Origin of the sequence: Paenibacillus sp. UNC499MF, assembly GCF_900107975.1 — a bacterium.
GTDB lineage: Bacteria > Bacillota > Bacilli > Paenibacillales > NBRC-103111 > Paenibacillus_F.
Genome location: NZ_FNVF01000003.1, coordinates 407,314 through 423,671 on the forward strand (window position 1 = coordinate 407,314; position 16,358 = coordinate 423,671).

Sequence of the window (16,358 nt, forward strand, 5' to 3'; positions counted from 1 at the left end):
TAACTAGTATACTACTGATCTCTGTCACGTGCTAACTGTCTTTACTAGATTTTTATAAAAAGAGCCCCTGCCGCGCGCGGAGAAACAAAAAGGAGCCCGCCAGGGACTCCTTTTCCATAACCGTACCGCTCTTATTCGACCACCAGAACCGATTTCATCTCGTCATGGCCTTCGCCGCAAGGCAGGATACATTTAATTTCGTATTTGCCCGGCTTCTCGAAGTTCACTTCCTGGGACTTGTTCGTTCCGTCCAGCTTAACGTCAACGCCTTCACCCGTAATGTCGATGGCGTGCACGCCTTCTTTCAGGATGAGAGAAACCTTGGTCTGGCCTTTCGGAATTTTGTACTCCGCTTGATCGAATTTCCAGTTGGATGCTGCAATTTTGAGAGAAGCGCCGGCTGTTTCTTCCGCGGCTCTTTCCGCTTGTCGGGCATTGATATCTTGAAAGAGGAAACCCACTCCCATAGCACTCGCGCCGATAAATAGTACAAACATGATCCACTTGTACATGAAGATCCCCCCATCGCGTAATTACCTAATTATTGTACCTAAAATATCGGAAATTGCCTAATCCTTTCCTGAGGCAAACTTCGAATAATTTGTGACAATTTTGTGATATTTGATCTCCAGGCCGCTTCGGACCGTTCTCTGCCCCAAGCGGCGCCGTCTGCAAAAAGCTCTACAGCTCCTCGATAATGCCGAGAACCAGCTGAAGAAACTTCGGCTTGACCTTCTCCGTCGTCTCCATTACTTCCTGATGGGAAAGCGGCTGGTCCAGGATGCCCGCGGCCATGTTCGAGATGCAGGAGAAGCCGAGCACTTCGATGCCGGCGTGGCGTGCGACGATCACTTCCGGTACGGTCGACATACCGACGGCATCCGCTCCGAGCGTACGGATCATGCGGATTTCGGCCGGCGTTTCGTAAGTCGGGCCGAGAAGGCCGAGGTAGACCCCTTCGCGCAGAGAGAAATTCTGCTTCTCCGCAACGTTGTGCGCAAGCTTGCCAAGCCTTCTGCTGTAAGCTTCGGACATATCGGGGAACCGCACTCCGAGCTCGTCGTCGTTAGGACCGATAAGCGGGTTGCGGAACATGAAGTTGATGTGATCCTGGATCACCATCAGATCGCCGACTTCATAAGAGGTGTTCACTCCGCCCGCCGCATTGGTCACGATGAGCGTCTGAACGCCAAGATCTTTCATGACACGGACAGGGAAAGCGACAGTTTCCGCGCCGTATCCTTCGTATTGATGGAAGCGGCCTTTCATCATAACGACTTGTCTGCCTTTAATCGTACCGGCCACAAGCTCGCTTGCATGACCTTCAACGGTCGAAACCGGGAAATGCGGGATATCGCTGTAATCGATAACGACAGCTTCTTCGATCAGATCGGCCAGGACGCCGAGTCCGGAGCCGAGAATAAGACCGACGGTAGGACGGAAGCCGAGCTTCCCCTCGATATAAGCCGCCGCTTCGGTGACGCGTTGTTTTTCTGTGCTCATGTAAGAACACTTCCTCTCTTATTGTGTCCGATTATTTGAATTCCTTGAAAAAGGTTGTTTCATTTGGACAACCCCCTCCGGTTGTCAAATGCGGGTACAGCCTGGTCATTTTTTTTATGTAAGGCAAAAACAGCATGGACATTATCTCATTATTGCCCCCGGGATGCAAAAATACCCAATAACGCATTGACGCGTTAAAGGTAACTTCCGGACCGGCAAAAGGAAAAGCCCCTAAAGGGGCCGGGTAACCGTCACGTCATTTTCGCTCTCGGATGCGTCCGGTCGTAAACTTCCTTCATCTTGGATTTCGTCACATGCGTATACACTTGTGTAGTGGAGAGGTCGGCGTGACCCAGCATTTCCTGCACGGAACGCAGATCCGCCCCGTTCTCCAGCAAATGCGTGGCGAAGGAATGCCTCAAGGTGTGCGGCGTAATGTCCTTGTCTACTTCGGCGTCCGCGGCGTACCGCTTTAGCATTTTCCAGAAGCCCTGGCGGGTCATGCGCGTACCCAGATGGTTCACGAACAAGGCCGTTTCCGGCTTGTGAACCTTCAACAGCTGCGGCCGCGAAGCGGATACATACTCGTCGACCACCTTGGCGGCCATGGTTCCGAGCGGAATAATCCGCTCCTTCGCCCCGCTTCCGACGCAGCGGACAAATCCGAGGCTCGTGTTGACGTCGCCGACATCCAGGCTGATCAGCTCCGACACGCGGATACCGGTCGCGTACAGCACTTCCAGCATCGCCTTGTCCCTGATGCCGTTGCTCGTGTCCGTCTGCGGCGCCCCGAGCAGCCGCTCCATCTCGTCCATGGTCAGCACCTGGGGCAGCTTCTTCTCCTGCTTCGGATTCTCGATATCCCGCGTGGGGTCGAAATCCATTCTTCCGCAGCGGATCATATAACCGTACAAGGAACGGACCGAAACAAGCGTCCGGGACTGGGTCGCCGTTGCCCTGCCGAGCTGCTTCAGACGGGCGATATAGCTGACCACATGCACCTTGCTCGTCTCACCGAGCGTCCGGACGTTCTGCTGCTCCAGAAATTCTATATACTGCTGCAAATCCCGAGCATACGATTCGAGCGTATTCCGGGACAACCCTTTCTCATGTTCCAGATAGTCCATGAATACTTCCAGATCTTCTCTCAAGGTTCCTTGCTCCTTCATGGCATTTCTAAGCTAGCCGGTTTTAAGTCTATATACCATTCGTCACAAATCCGGTAATTCCTCTTTATTCCCCGTACCAATAAAACAAACGGAGCCTCGTGGCCATGCTCTCGCTGCCTTCCGTCTGAATCGCGTGCTGCTGGAACACTTTTACCGAGGTTCCGCTGGGATGACGGTATTTGTCAACCGGTTCGACCCAGACCGAGAACAGGGCAAACACCCGGTACAGGACATACGTAAGCGTGACGAACAAAATGAGAAACTTGGTTCTTTCCAGCCATTTATGTACGGATACGATCATATAACCCGTCCCCCTTTATTACAAGCGTATGACCGGGGAACGCCGGATATGCGGCTCCGTCCGCACTCGGGCAAGGTTCTGATTTGTAAAAAGGAAAAAAGGAGCACCCGCAGGCGCTCCCCTGCTTAAGCCGTTATAGAAGCGACTCCGCCCCGTCGATGTATACTTCCGTGCCCGTAACGTGGCTGGACAAATCGGAGCCAAGGAAAACCAGCAGATCCGCCACCTGCTCCGGCGTTCCGGGACGGTCCGCCAGCGGCATGCTCGTCTCCGGATATTCGACCGGAATCCGAATCTCTTCCAGCTCCGGCGTACGTTCCGTGCTGTCCTCGATGTTCGTGTTGATCGAACCGGGACAAATCACGTTGACGCGGATTTTATAGCGGGCCAGCTCAAGTGCAGCCATTTTGGCGAAAGCCACCTGCCCTGCTTTGGAAGAGCTGTAGGCCGTGAACCCGAAGTTTTTGAAAATTCTCGTTCCGTTGATGGAACTGGTAATAACGATGCTGCCCCCGTTTTCTTTGAGCAGGGGAATCGCATGTTTTACAGTCAGGAACGTGCCTTTCAGATTGGTCTGCAGGGTCGCGTCCCACTCCTCCGGCTCCAGATCCTCGATCGGCGCTATTTTGCCGTTGATGCCCGCATTGGCGAGCACGATATCAAGTCGTCCCCACGTATCCCGCACCTTCCCGAACGCGGTTTTGACCTGCTCCGGGTCGGAAATGTCCGCTTCCGCGACAATCGCTTCCCCGCCCTTGCGCATAATAATTTCCTGGACATCCTCGGCATGCTCTTTGCTGATATCCACCAGGCAGACCTTGACCCCCAGCTTGGCGAGTCTGAGCGACGCCGCTTTGCCTATCCCCGAGCTTGCTCCCGTGATCAGAGCCGTTTTTCCGGCCAAGCCGTAATCCCCCGTATGTACGCCATTCGTTTGCTCCATGGTCCGTCCTCCTCTGAAAGCCGATCCTGCGCCAGGCAGCGGCATGTTGGTGATGGGTATGTTCCACTGCCTCCTTACCCGGTGAACCGCCCGAAGAAACGAAAGAACGCGCCTGATATTCATCTCCTCCGGGAAAGGATCCGGAAGCGGCAAAAACCCGCTGAATTTGCAGCGGGCTTTCCGTCATCACAGGACGCGTCAGACAGACAAAAACCTTCCGCGCCGGTTTTAAACGAGCGTGGAAGGTTTTGCGCTTGCATGATGATGGTGATGCTTGTGGTTAGTGTCTTTATTTTTCGGCTGATCGGCGCCTTTCTCCTGACATCTGTGACAGATACCCTGAAAATCAAGGCGGTGATCCAGCACTTTAAAGTTATATTCACGGGCGAGCCGTTCTTCCAGCGGTCCCAGCCAATCTTCCATAATTTCGTCCACTGCGCCGCACTGCACGCAGATCAAATGATGATGATGGTGATGGGTGCTGTCGCTGCGCAGATCGTAGCGGGCTACGCCATCTCCAAAATTCATTTTCTCAAGCACATGCATATCGCTAAGCAATTCGAGCGTCCGGTACACGGTAGCAAGTCCGATTTCAGGAGCTTTGTCCTTGACGAGCATAAATACGTCCTCGGCGCTAAGGTGATCTTCTTCATTCTCGAGCAGCACTCGAACCGTCGCTTCCCGCTGGGGAGTCAGCTTGTAACCTTGGGATTGCAGCTGCTGCTTGATCTTCTCAATACGTGCTTCCATACTCCTCCCCCTCTTACAACGCGTCTAAACGGCGCGATAGTTTCCCTTTTTTCATTATAGAGGGAGGGAGTCACGAAAGTCAAACGACTATTTAGAATAATTCTAGTTAGCAAAAGCCGCCAGCATCGGTGTAACCCACTTCATCATCGTCGGAGACAAAAATGCTTCCAAAAGCGCCGCCCCAAGCATGCAGACGCCCATCGCCAGCGTAACGCCCGAGTACCGCATGAACGGGTGGTAGATGGTACCGCTCCGGCGGACGAGCCTGTTTTTGATAATGAAAAGAGAGAAGCTGATGGAAACGACGCTGCAGATCAGAATGGCCGGTACCACGATCAGATTCGGAGGCGCGATGGAAACCAGTGCGAAAGCGATCCCTTTCCAGGAAAGCTGCCCGACCATAAAACCTACGCTGAAGCCGATCAGCACACCTTTGAGAAAATCGAGCACAAGGATGAGCGGCAGCCCGATTACGGACAGCCCCAGCGTCCAAATAAGCAGGATCCATTTCATGTGAAGGGAGAACGCCGCCAGCATCGACTGCTTTCCGTCCACCTGTGCCCCGTCCTCTATCGTCCGGTAGAACGAACTGAGATAGCGCCCCAGCTCCTGCTTCTGCTCGAGAGACAGCGCGTTGACCATGACTGCGCCGAACACGACACCCACGACGAAGAGGACCGAGACGAATAGAAAGAGCGTAAACTGTTCTCTGAAATACTGTTTCAAGGTCTGCATAGCCGGCATGATAAGTCCTCCTTGTCCGCTTGTTCACTATAAGCATTCTATGCGGGAGACAACAAGGATAGACCAGGCGGCGGGCGGTGCGAAAACGGACAGGATTGGCGACCGGCGCTATGCGGCGCTCCCCCGTTTCGTCGGCTTGAAATAAAAAAAGCCCTCCTAAGAATCGAGGGCTTTCCTTTTTGCGGCAGTGGCGGCAGGCGGTCGATCGTCCGGCAGGAATGCCATCCGTCGTTCTCCGCCGGATTCTGCCCGCTGCGCGAGGATGCGTCTGCTGGTGGCGGGCAAGGTCATCGGCTGCTGCGCGAATGCCGCTTTCCGTCTTACGCCGCCGGCAGAGGCGTATCGGTCGGCTTGCCCGCACTGCCTTGGTAGGTCTCGTCGATCACCTTGCGGATTTCGAGCGGCGTCCTGCCGTCCTTCTTGAGCGAGACGGCCTTTACCGCGATCTCGAGACAGATGCCGCAGCGGGTCCCGTGATCGTCCCAGACTATGGAGCCGTCCGCGTTCGTTTCGCGGATAAAGCAGTTCTGGTTGCTCTTGTGACCGGCGCTCTCGCCGCAGCCGCAGTAGCACGGCATGGACTGCAGCAGGTCCGCGTTTTTGCCTGCCAGCTCGTAAACGAGCCGGATCTCTTCGCGCTGCTTGTTCAGGAAAGACGGCAGGACGGCGGACGAAGCCGTCTTCTCCTGCAGGTCCCCGTTCGCGGCATGATGCGCCTCGCCGGCTCCGTGCGCCTCCTGCTTGGCTCCGCCGCTTCCGCAGGCGGCCGCCAGCATGCTTGCGCACAAAAGAGCCGCCGTAAGCAGTCCCCATTTTTTGTTCATCTGTACATTCCCCTCTCCCTATGCGGGAATTAGATCAATCTTCCCGCTTCAGCTTTCTCAAGCGGGCGAGCTTACGCCTTCAGCTTTAGGTTTCCAGCCTCAGCTTTAAACCTCGGCCTTCGATTCCCAGGCCTCAGCCTTCCAGCCTTCAGCTGGTTGAGCTTTCGTCCGTCGTACCCTCGTCAGCCGGCTGCGCTTTCGCGGAAGCTTTCGCCGGCGCTTTTACCTTCCCGTAGGTGCCTCCGCCGCCCACCTGGAGATCAAGAACTCCCGAACGGGCCTCCAGAATCATCCCGGCGATGTCGTCCCCCACCGTCTCGGCCAGTTCTTCCCGTGTCGCCCGGTGCAGGATGTTCATTTCGGTGCCGAATCTGGCCAGCAGCCCGTCCAGCTTTCTTTTGCCCAGTCCTGGAATAAACTCCAGGGGAACCTGGTAGTAGTAAGGCGGACGGTAATCCGGCACATACGGCTCCCCGCGTCCGGCAAGCTCCAGAATGCGGTCCATGACGCCCCGCACCACTTTGGGGCTGCCGCAGTACAGACATCTTCCGACGGCCGCCTCGCTCTCATCCAGGATGCTTTCGCAGCTTAAACAGTAGGTGCGGTGATACTTGCCGAGCCGCGGATTAAGGCCGTAGTTCGCGGTAACCGCCCGCCCGCCTTCCCTCCGGAGAGCGAGCACAAACTCCTCGAACGTAGGCTCCGCCAGCAGCAGCTCATTGTATTCGCGGCCGATTTTTCCGAGCGAATGAGCATCCGAATTCGTAACGTACGTGTAGCGGTCCAGTTCCGGCAGATAGCCCGCCATCTCGGAATCGGAGCTCAGCCCGAGCTCGACAGCCGCCAGCCCGTCCAGCTCCAGCATGTGCTCCATACGGGTCGATCCGCTGCCGTAAATGCTTTTGTGCGGCGTAAAAATGTGGGCGGGAATCATAATGCCGCCCCGGCCCAGCACCTCGGCCTGAAGCTCCCTGGCCGTGACGTACATGCGCTGGGAGCTCAGCTCCACATTTTTCATGCGCGGACGCATCCACTCCGTAAACTCTTTCATCTGAGCCAGTTTCGGGAGAAAAACGAGCAGATGCACCGGTCCCATCCCGGGATCGCGCACCTCGATTTCGCTTCCCAGCAGAACGGTGGTCTGCTGATAGCGGATGCCCCCGCCGTCCAGCTCCTTCATTTCTCCGGCCGCGAGATAGTGCTCGATTTCTTCCTGCACCGCCGGAGAATGACAGTCGATGATGCCAACGATCTCGATCCCTTTACGGTCGGACGCCTCGCGGGCAATGTTGTAGAACGTCAAGTTCCGGGCTCCGCTGATCTTGACGGCGGCTCCCTTCTCCGTCCGGCCGATATGAATGTGAAGATCCGCGTAGTACGTCCGCAGCATCAGAACGAGCCCGTCAGCTTGTACGCCTGCCAGGCGTACACGGCCGTAATGGTTTTGGCGTCGCTGATGCTCCCGCGCGCAATCAGCTCTTTCGCCTCCTGGAGGGTGATTTCTTCGCACTCCAGAAATTCATCCTCGTCCGGCCGCGCTTCCCCCCGCACCAGATTTTCGGCTACGAACAGATGAAGAATTTCATCGGCAAAGCCCGGCGACGTATAAAAGGAGCAAACCGGACGGACCGACTCCGAGCTGTAGCCGGTTTCCTCCTCCAGCTCGCGGATCGCCGCCCGGATAGGCTCTTCGCCCGGATCGAGCTTGCCCGCCGGAATCTCCACCTGGCTTTTCTCCAGCGCCTTGCGGTACTGCTCCACCACGATCATCCGGTCGTCGTCTGTTAAGGCCAAAACCGCCACGGCGCCCGGATGCTTCACGATCTCGCGCGTAGCCGTTTCCCCGTTCGGCAGACGGACATGATCCACCTGCAGCGTGATGATTTTCCCCTCGAAGATGGGTTCGGTTTTTATCGTAACTTCCTCAAATTTCCGGTTGTTTTGATCTGCTGACATGTTCCGCTCCTCCCCCGGGCAATCCCCGGAAACGCTTTGTTTTCTCCCCTATTATATCAAATGTCGGAAAAAAAGCGGCTTTACCCTGTGTTGAATTATGGCAAAACGGGGAAAGAATGAATACAGGGTTTTGTGCCTTATTTTAACAGCTGACATAACTCGTCCCTTACTCGCATAGGTTTTTAACCTAAACTAATTGCGGAAATGAGGAATGAATCATGAAAAATTATACAGCTTCCGAAAGCCTGCGTCTCGTCGGAAAAGCATGGGAGATCAAACAATACCTGGAGCTCGCCGTAAAGAAGGGCGGACGCGACCTGCCGCTCGTCGTTTTCCTCGAACAAAAATCCGGATAACCCGGCGCTTCGCAGCCCTCGGCAGGCATCAATCGATTACGGTCTCCCGAACCTGCTTCCGTTCCAGAACTCAATCTTGTCGTAACTCCCGTACGATTGTAAAGGTGCCGCTGTATGGTCCGGCTGTTTACGGATGAGCCGCTTCAATTCGGCCGATACCCGGCTGCGCTCGCTCTCCGTTATATTCATATATGACACTCCACCGATTGTCGCCGTATCGGCTTCAATCGGCATCGTAACCACGTCGTCTCCGGTCAGGGCCGAGAAGGTTCCCGCAAACTGGAATACGGTCCGGGCCGGTATGTCCATGCGGACATTGCCGCCCATAATTTTGAGCAGGTTATTGATCTTAGCCACGTTGCGGTATTGAACCGTCTGGGTAAGAAGCTCGCGCACAACCTGCTGCTGGCGGCGCATTCGCCCGAAATCTCCGTCCGCATCCCCCCGGTACCGGGCGTAATTCAGCGTCTGCTGACCGTTCAGCGTCTGCCGGCCTTTCTTGAGATACACATGACGATGGGTAATCCGGTCGTCGAAGTCCATATTTTTCTCCACGTCAACAGAAAGTCCTCCGAGCGTGTCCACAAATTCTTTGACTCCGTTAAAGTTAAAAGCCACATAGTAATCCACCGGTATGCCGAAAAACGCTTCGACCGTCTTCACGGCCAGATCCGCTCCCCCGTAAGCGTAAGCGTGCGCCAGCTTCTCTCTGCCGTGTCCCTGAATGCGGATTCGCGTATCCCGCGGGATCGACAGCAGCGTTATTTTCTGGTTCGAAGAATCGGCAACGGCCAGCATGTTCGTGTCCGAACGCCCCTGCTCGACGTTTCCCGAGTCTATTCCCAGCATCAGAAACACGTACGTCTCCTTGGCAAGGGTTTCACGGACCGGAGCGGGATTAACCGGCGTGCTTTGCGGAACCCCCGTTTCGGTCCGTTCTTTGTACACCAGATCCCAGCTGTGATAAGCGTGCCAGCCGTAATAGCCGCCTGCCGCGAGCAGCAGTGCAAGAGGCAGCGCCGCCCAGAGCCAGAGTTTTTTTCTTCTGCGTTCTCGTTTCATCCGTTCCGTCCACCCCCGGTTATGCGTTGTCCACTTATCCGTAGTATGGGAAAACCGCCGGTAAAAAAAAGATCCCCGCCTCTAACATCTTCTGTAGAAAGCGGGAAACTTTGAGAAACCGGAACAAAGACGTACTTCTCCGGGGGAGACGTACGTCTTTGCCGATTATACCGGAGCGGACCAGAAACCAAAAAAAACCAAAACAAAACCTCCATCCGGAGTGCCGTTAGGGCTGCCCGAATGGAGGTTTTGGGAGTGCTTATTTCGCTTGTTCGGTTACTTCACGCACGATAGCCACGACCGCTTCCGCTGTTTTCACGAGATCGGATACGGCGATATGTTCGTTCGTGGTGTGAATTTCCTTATAACCTACCGCCAGGTTTACCGTAGGAATTCCCATGCCGTTGAAAATATTCGCGTCGCTTCCTCCGCCGGAATGGAATGTGCCGGTTTTGCAGCCCATGCCTTCCAGGGCTTTCATGGCCAGCTTCACAACCGGCGATGTTTCGTCGTGCATGAAAGCGGGATAGACGATGTCGGCTTCGAAATCGCACGTCGTGCCGAAATCGGCCGCCGTATCTTTGCACGCCTGCTCCATCGCGGCCAGCTGTGCCTCCAGCTTGCTTTGGACGATGCTGCGCGCTTCCGCTTCGAGAAGCACACGGTCGCAGACCACGTTGAGGGGACCGAGACCGGAGAAGCTGCCGATGTTCGCCGTCGTCTCCGAATCCAGGCGTCCCAGCTTCATGCGGGATACCGCTTTGCTCGCCACTTGAATGGCCGAAATGCCGTCTTCCGGATTCACGCCCGCATGAGCGGATTTGCCGTACATGACGATTTTGATTTCGGCGCGGGCCGGAGCCGCAACGGCGATCTCGCCGATTTCGCCGTTAGAGTCGAGCGCATAGCCGAACTTCGCCTTCATGACGGACGGATCCATCGCACGGGCGCCTTTCAGCCCGGATTCTTCCCCGACCGTGATCACGAATTGGATGGGACCGTGAGCGATATTCTGCTCCTTCAGCACCCGGATAGCCTCGAACATGGCCGCGATTCCGGCTTTATCGTCGCTTCCCAGAATCGTCGTCCCGTCGCTGCGGATAATCCCGTCTTCACCGATCTGCGGCTTGATTCCGTTGCCCGGAGCCACCGTATCCATATGGCTGGTGAAGAAAATGCACGGAGTCGATTCCGGTGCGCCGTTCGCTTCCAGCATGCAAATCAGGTTGCCGGCGCCATGTCCGGTTTTCTCGGCCGCGTCGTCCGTCTGGATCGAAAGACCGAGGTCCTTGAATTTCTTTTGCAGGACTACACTGATCTCCTGTTCGTATTGCGTCACGCTGTCGACCTGGACAAGCTCGATAAATTCTTTTATTAACCGTTCCTGCTGGATCATGGGTTCCCTCCGTTGTTGCTATGGTTTACAATAGAGTCAGCGAAAAGTTTGTCCGAATAGGAGTGATTGGTATGAAACGCAACCGTCTGTTCAAAATCGTCGTGTACATCATGCTGTTCAGCATGGTCGCCTCGACTTTGATGGTCTCCCTCAGCTTCCTGACTACCTCATAATACGCCTCAATACAGCTTGGTTTCAAGATTGTAGGCTTCCATATTTTCCTTCACGCGCTGTAAAAAGCGTCCGCAGATAACCCCGTCCAGAATCCGGTGGTCCAGCGACAGGCAGATGTTCACCATCGAACGGACCGCGATCATATCCTGGATGACGACCGGCCTTTTCACGATGGATTCGAAGGTCAGGATGGCCGCCTGCGGATAGTTGATAATCGGCTGCGAAAGGATGGAACCGAAGGACCCCGTGTTGTTTACGGTAAAAGTGCCCCCCTGCAGGTCGTTTAACGACAGCTTGCCGGAGCGGGCCTTTTTCGTTAGGGTGTCCGCTTCGCGCGCCAGCCCGGCGATATTCATCTGATCCGCTTTCTTGATGACGGGCGTCAGAACGGATTCCTCCGTGCCGACCGCAAGCGCGAGGTTGATATCCCGCTTGATAATGATTTTGTCGACCGCCCAGACCGAGTTCATGATCGGATAGTCTTTGATGGCGTTGACCACTGCTTTCAGAAGAAACGGAAGATACGTCAGATTGATCCCTTCCCGGCGCATGAATTCTTCTTTAACCTTGCTCCGCAGGGTTACGAGATTCGTGACGTCCACTTCGATCATGGTCCAGGCGTGCGGAATTTCCGATACGCTCTGGCGCATGCGGCTCGCGATCGTGTTGCGGATCGGCGTCACGTCGATGAACGTTTCGCCCCGCGAATCCGCAATAGCGTCGAATTCGAGCGGCGTCGGCGGATTCTGCGAAAGGTGAATGCCGCTGCTGCGCACCGGAATTTGCGGCTCCGGCTTGTAAGGATTGACGGCCGGCGCTTGCGCGGACGGCTGCTGAGCGGGCGCGGATGGCGCCTGCTGCGCCGCGGAGGCTGCTTGTGCCTGCAGTGCGGCGGAAGCCTGGCCGCCACCGTTCGGAGCCGATGCGGTTCCGCCCTGCGCTATGTAGGTTTCGACGTCCTTGCGCGTGATGCGCCCGCCGAAACCCGTGCCCTTGACGCGGCCCAGGTCCACGGCGTTCTCCGCGGCAAGGCGCTGTACGGCGGGCGAGTAGCGGCCGCGCATGCTCTGGTCGGCGCTGTCCTCCGCGATTGCCGCCGCGGAGTCTGCCTGCGGTGCAGAGCCGCCGCTTGCGCCTGCGGAAGCCGCTTCCGCCGTCTCCGGCACTTCCAGGAGGCAGATCGGGTCTCCTACGGCTGCGGTTTCCCCGCTGCCGACAAGAATTTTGACCAGCCGGCCTTCGATCGGGCTGGGCATTTCGACGTTGACTTTGTCCGTGTACAGCTCGCAAAGCACGTCGTACTGCTGGATATAGTCACCGGGCTGCTTCAGCCAGGTACCGACCGTAGCGGAAACGAGACTTTCCGCCAGATGAGGCACCGGCACTTCGGCCAGCCGGAATTTTGATTCGCTCATATCGCGTTCCCCCATTAAAACTGCGCGAGTTCTCTCATCGCGTCCGCTAATTTGTCCGTGTTAAGCAGGAAAAACTTCTCCATCGGCGGGTTCATTCCGACAGCCGGAACATCCGGTCCGCATAAACGTCGGATAGGCGCATCGAGATCGTACAGCAGCTCTTCGGCCACGATGGCGGCTACTTCCGCTCCGATTCCGCCTGTCTTGTTGTCTTCGTGGGCAATCAGAACCTTGCCCGTTTTTGCCGCCGCTTCCAGAATCGCCGGGACGTCAAGCGGCTGGATCGTGCGCAGATCGAGCACGTGGGCGCTGATGCCTTCCTTCGCCAGCTCTTCCGCCGCCTGAAGGGCGAAATGCACGGCAATTCCGTAAGCGATCACGGTCAAATCCGTGCCTTCGCGCTTCACTTCGGCTTTGCCGATCGGTACGATATAGTCACCCTCCGGCACTTCCGCCGATAACGAGAGGTAGCATTTTTTATGTTCAAAATAAAGCACCGGATCCGGGTCCCGGATAGCCGCCAAAAGCAGCCCCTTGGCGTCATAAGGATTGGACGGCGCAACCATTTTGAGGCCAGGCGTTCCGAAGAACACCGACTCCGGGCACTGCGAGTGATAAATCGCTCCGCCTCCCGCCGCTCCGTAAGGGGCGCGGATGACGATCGGACAGCTCCAGTCGTTGTTGGAGCGGTAGCGGATTTTGGCCGCTTCGCTGATAATCTGGTTCGTCGCCGGAAAAATAAAATCCGCGAACTGAATCTCCGCGATAGGCTTCATCCCGTACATCGCTGCTCCGACCGCCGCACCGACGATAGCCGATTCGGCCAGCGGCGTATCAAGCACGCGGCTCTCGCCGTACAGGTCACGAAGACCTTTCGTCGCGTTGAGCACGCCGCCTTTGCCGACGTCTTCTCCCAAAACAAATACATTTTCGTCGCGCTGCATTTCGTCCTGCATCGCCGAACGGATTGCTTCCAAATAGGTAATTACTGCCACGTTGCTGCCTCCCTCTGCTCTTGCACTTACGCCTGGGCGTATACGTGCTTCAGCGTATCTTCGCCTGTCGGATAAGGAGCCGCGTCCGCGTAGGCTGTCGCTTCATTGATTTCCTTCTGAATCGCAGCCTGAAGCTCCTGGTCCTGCTCTTCGCTCCAGATGCCGCAGTCGATCAGATATTGACGGAATTTCGGCAGTCCGTCTTTGGCGCGGTTCTCTTCCACTTCTTCCTTCGTGCGGTACAAGAGATCGTTGTCGGACGTGGAATGCGGAGGAACCCGGTACAAGTCCGCCTCGATCAGCGTCGGGCCTTCGCCCCGCAGAGCGCGCTCGCGGGCTTCCTTCACCACCCGGTACACTTCAAGCGGATCGTTGCCGTCCACCTTCACACCCGGGAAGCCGTAACCGATCGCCCGGTCGGCGATATTGCCCGCAACCTGCTTGTGGTGCGGAACCGAAATCGCGTACCGGTTATTCTCGCACATGAGAATGACCGGCAGTTTGTGCACGCCGGCGAAGTTGCACCCTTCGTGGAAATCACCCTGGTTGCTGGAGCCTTCCCCGAAGGTTACGAAGGAGACGAGCTCGTCGCCCTTCATCTTGGCGGCCAGGGCAATCCCGACCGCATGCGGCACCTGGGTCGTAACCGGGCTGGAGCCCGTCACGATCCGGTGCTTCCGGTGTCCGAAGTGGCCCGGCATCTGGCGGCCGCCGCTGTTGGGATCTTCCGCTTTCGCAAATACCGAAAGCATCAGCTCCTTCATCGTCATGCCCACCGAAAGAACAAACGCGTAATCGCGGTAGTAAGGCAGGAAATAATCTTTCTCCGCGTCGAGAGCGTATGCCGCTCCCGCCTGGGCCGCTTCCTGGCCTACGCCCGATACGTGAAAGGCGATCTTGCCGGAACGCTGCAGAAGCAGGGACCGCTCGTCGAATTTGCGCGCGAGCAGCATGGATGTATACATTTGAATGACTCTTTCATCGGAAAGTCCTAATTGCTGATGCTTAACGTATTGACCGATGGACATTGGGGCTGCGCCTCCTTTTTGTTACCTGGTCTTAATACTAGACACTATATGTTTATTATAAACGGTATTCTTGTCCAATTCAACGGACATTTGGCACAGACAACCGTTTTAGACCCTTGGTTAAATGTGGATCGCCCGACCTTCGGCGGCGAGAACGGCCTCCGCGAACGCCTCCGAAAGGGTCGGATGCGGATGGATTGTGCTCCCGATTTCCCAAGGGGAAGCTTCCAGAAGCTGAGCCAGCGCGGCTTCCGCGATATAATCCGTGACGTGAGGCCCGATCATGTGAACGCCGAGCAGATCGTTCTTGTCCGCGTCGATCACGACTTTGACAAACCCGTCGTTCTCTCCGTACACGATGGCTTTGCCGAGCGGCTTGAAGCCGAATTTGCCGGTTTTGATCCGGAAGCCTTTCTCCTTGGCTTCCGCTTCCGTCCAACCCACGGACGCGATTTCCGGCCGCGTGTACACGCATCTCGGGATGCGGTGCGCCTCGTGCGCGTGGGGCTTCAGGCCGCAGATATGCTCGACCGCGACGACGCCTTCGTGGCTGGCCGCATGGGCCAGCTGCAGACCGCCGATCACATCGCCGATGGCGTAAATATGCGGGATATTCGTCTGCATATGCCCGTTCACGCGGATAAAGCCGCGCTCCAGCTTCACATCGGTGTTTTCCAGCCCGAACTGTTCCACGTTCGGAGATCTCCCCACCGATACGAGGATCTTGGCGGCGGAGAGCTCCACGCGCTCGCCTTTCTGCTCGGCCGCGATCGTGACGCCGGACGCGTCCTTGCGGAGCGTGTCCGCGAGCACGCCGGCGTTCGTCAGCACCTTCACGCCGCGCTTGCGGAGCAGCCGGTCCAGCTCGCGGGAAATTTCCTCGTCCTCAGTCGGGACGAGACGTGGGCCCGCTTCCACCACGGTTACGTCCACGCCGAAATCGTTCATCATCGACGCCCACTCCACGCCGATAACGCCCCCGCCGACGATGATCAGGGACTCCGGCAAGCTTTCAAGCGCCAGAGCTTCGTCGCTCGTCAAAATGTGCTCGCCGTCCGGCTCCAGACCCGGCAAGACGCGCGGACGTGATCCCGTGGCCAGAATAAGGTGTTCCGGAACCAGCGTTTCGAAGCTGCCGTCCGGCATTTCGACGGAAAGCGTGCCGCTTCTCGAAGAGAAAATCGACGGGGCCATAATGCGTCCGATTCCGTTAAAAACGTCGATTTTATTTTTTTTCATCAGATACTGTACGCCCTTGTGAATCTGCGCCACAATCCCGTCTTTCCGGGACTGCACACGGGTGAAATCCAGGGAAACTTCCGGCGCGATGACGCCGAACTCTTCCGCCTGCCTAGTCGTCGCCAGAACCTCCGCGCTTCTGAGCAGCGCTTTGCTCGGGATACAGCCGCGGTGCAGGCAGGTTCCCCCCAGTTTGTCTTTCTCCACCAATGCCACTTTTTTGCCGAGCTGGGCCGCACGGATTGCGGCCACGTAGCCGCCCGTTCCGCCTCCGAGAATAACGATATCGTATGCTTGTCCACTCATTCCTGTTTCCTCCTGTTCTTTAACAAAACCGGTGCCTCCGGCCATTCCTGGGATTAATCTTTAGATTAATCTTTGGACCAATCTTTGGATCCTTTTCGGATCTTTGTTGAAACCGGTTGTTCATGCTTCTATGTGTATGTATTTTTTATGTAAGGCAGGGCTGGTTCGTCCTCATTGTACAACGTACAAGGGCCTTC

The 16,358-nt window shown here is 56.4% G+C and carries 18 protein-coding genes; 2 read left to right on the top strand and 16 right to left on the bottom strand.

The genetic code is table 11. The annotated features are described in order from the left end of the window. Positions 1 to 131 precede the first annotated feature (131 nt). The 10 genes from C4S74_RS09965 to C4S74_RS10010 all read right to left on the bottom strand — a co-directional run bounded on the left by C4S74_RS09965 (position 132) and on the right by C4S74_RS10010 (position 8,190). On the bottom strand, positions 132 to 512 hold the full coding sequence (locus C4S74_RS09965) for a hypothetical protein (protein WP_103995170.1): 381 nt from the start codon (positions 510 to 512) through the stop codon (positions 132 to 134). Between the two features lie 169 nt (positions 513 to 681). Beyond that, positions 682 to 1,503, bottom strand: coding sequence for a purine-nucleoside phosphorylase (locus C4S74_RS09970; protein WP_103995171.1), 822 nt, complete (start codon positions 1,501 to 1,503; stop codon positions 682 to 684). Between the two features lie 251 nt (positions 1,504 to 1,754). Further along, entirely contained in the window at positions 1,755 to 2,654 is a 900-nt protein-coding gene (gene xerD / locus C4S74_RS09975; protein WP_103995172.1) for a site-specific tyrosine recombinase XerD, read from the bottom strand. A gap of 82 nt (positions 2,655 to 2,736) precedes the next feature. After that, entirely contained in the window at positions 2,737 to 2,973 is a 237-nt protein-coding gene (locus tag C4S74_RS09980; protein WP_103995173.1) for a DUF4227 family protein, read from the bottom strand. 133 nt (positions 2,974 to 3,106) lie between these two features. After that, the gene (locus C4S74_RS09985; protein ID WP_103995174.1) at positions 3,107 to 3,916 is read right to left on the bottom strand and encodes an SDR family NAD(P)-dependent oxidoreductase; all 810 of its coding nucleotides are present in this window, start codon (positions 3,914 to 3,916) and stop codon (positions 3,107 to 3,109) included. 228 nt (positions 3,917 to 4,144) lie between these two features. Beyond that, on the bottom strand, positions 4,145 to 4,666 hold the full coding sequence (locus tag C4S74_RS09990) for a Fur family transcriptional regulator (RefSeq protein ID WP_103995175.1): 522 nt from the start codon (positions 4,664 to 4,666) through the stop codon (positions 4,145 to 4,147). 102 nt (positions 4,667 to 4,768) lie between these two features. Further along, positions 4,769 to 5,410: a stage II sporulation protein M gene (spoIIM, locus tag C4S74_RS09995; RefSeq protein ID WP_103995176.1), complete on the bottom strand. Its 642-nt coding sequence runs from the start codon at positions 5,408 to 5,410 to the stop codon at positions 4,769 to 4,771. Positions 5,411 to 5,730: 320 nt separating this feature from the next. Beyond that, complete coding sequence (locus C4S74_RS10000) at positions 5,731 to 6,234, bottom strand: PCYCGC motif-containing (lipo)protein (RefSeq protein WP_103995177.1); 504 nt, start codon at positions 6,232 to 6,234, stop codon at positions 5,731 to 5,733. Between the two features lie 148 nt (positions 6,235 to 6,382). After that, on the bottom strand, positions 6,383 to 7,624 hold the full coding sequence (locus C4S74_RS10005; protein ID WP_103995178.1) for an endonuclease Q family protein: 1,242 nt from the start codon (positions 7,622 to 7,624) through the stop codon (positions 6,383 to 6,385). Beyond that, positions 7,624 to 8,190: an NUDIX hydrolase gene (locus C4S74_RS10010; protein ID WP_103995179.1), complete on the bottom strand. Its 567-nt coding sequence runs from the start codon at positions 8,188 to 8,190 to the stop codon at positions 7,624 to 7,626. The genes C4S74_RS10005 and C4S74_RS10010 overlap by 1 nt, the downstream gene beginning before the upstream one ends. A 218-nt stretch (positions 8,191 to 8,408) precedes the next feature. On the opposite strand from C4S74_RS10010, the gene mciZ reads away from it, so the two are divergent. Next, positions 8,409 to 8,546, top strand: a complete 138-nt coding sequence (gene mciZ / locus C4S74_RS10015; RefSeq protein WP_103995180.1) for a Z-ring formation inhibitor MciZ — start codon at positions 8,409 to 8,411, stop codon at positions 8,544 to 8,546. A 36-nt stretch (positions 8,547 to 8,582) separates the two neighbouring features. On the opposite strand, the gene C4S74_RS10020 is transcribed toward mciZ, so the two are convergent. Beyond that, a complete protein-coding gene (locus C4S74_RS10020; protein WP_103995181.1) occupies positions 8,583 to 9,608 on the bottom strand; it encodes an LCP family protein in 1,026 nt (341 codons plus the stop codon). Between the two features lie 259 nt (positions 9,609 to 9,867). Then, entirely contained in the window at positions 9,868 to 11,004 is a 1,137-nt protein-coding gene (locus C4S74_RS10025) for a M20/M25/M40 family metallo-hydrolase (RefSeq protein WP_103995182.1), read from the bottom strand. 71 nt (positions 11,005 to 11,075) lie between these two features. Here C4S74_RS10025 and prli42 point away from each other — a divergent pair, with 71 nt between their 5' ends. Further along, the gene (gene prli42 / locus C4S74_RS26500; protein ID WP_016423989.1) at positions 11,076 to 11,177 is read left to right on the top strand and encodes a stressosome-associated protein Prli42; all 102 of its coding nucleotides are present in this window, start codon (positions 11,076 to 11,078) and stop codon (positions 11,175 to 11,177) included. Between the two features lie 6 nt (positions 11,178 to 11,183). On the opposite strand, the gene C4S74_RS10030 is transcribed toward prli42, so the two are convergent. From C4S74_RS10030 to lpdA, 4 genes are all read right to left on the bottom strand, one after another. After that, positions 11,184 to 12,593 carry a dihydrolipoamide acetyltransferase family protein gene (locus C4S74_RS10030; protein ID WP_103995183.1) on the bottom strand — a complete coding sequence of 470 codons (1,410 nt, stop codon included), beginning with the start codon at positions 12,591 to 12,593 and terminating at the stop codon, positions 11,184 to 11,186. Between the two features lie 14 nt (positions 12,594 to 12,607). Continuing rightward, the gene (locus tag C4S74_RS10035; protein ID WP_103995184.1) at positions 12,608 to 13,588 is read right to left on the bottom strand and encodes an alpha-ketoacid dehydrogenase subunit beta; all 981 of its coding nucleotides are present in this window, start codon (positions 13,586 to 13,588) and stop codon (positions 12,608 to 12,610) included. A 26-nt stretch (positions 13,589 to 13,614) separates the two neighbouring features. Continuing rightward, complete coding sequence (locus C4S74_RS10040; RefSeq protein ID WP_103995185.1) at positions 13,615 to 14,616, bottom strand: thiamine pyrophosphate-dependent dehydrogenase E1 component subunit alpha; 1,002 nt, start codon at positions 14,614 to 14,616, stop codon at positions 13,615 to 13,617. Between the two features lie 120 nt (positions 14,617 to 14,736). Further along, positions 14,737 to 16,161 carry a dihydrolipoyl dehydrogenase gene (gene lpdA, locus C4S74_RS10045; RefSeq protein WP_103995186.1) on the bottom strand — a complete coding sequence of 475 codons (1,425 nt, stop codon included), beginning with the start codon at positions 16,159 to 16,161 and terminating at the stop codon, positions 14,737 to 14,739. Positions 16,162 to 16,358 lie beyond the last annotated feature (197 nt).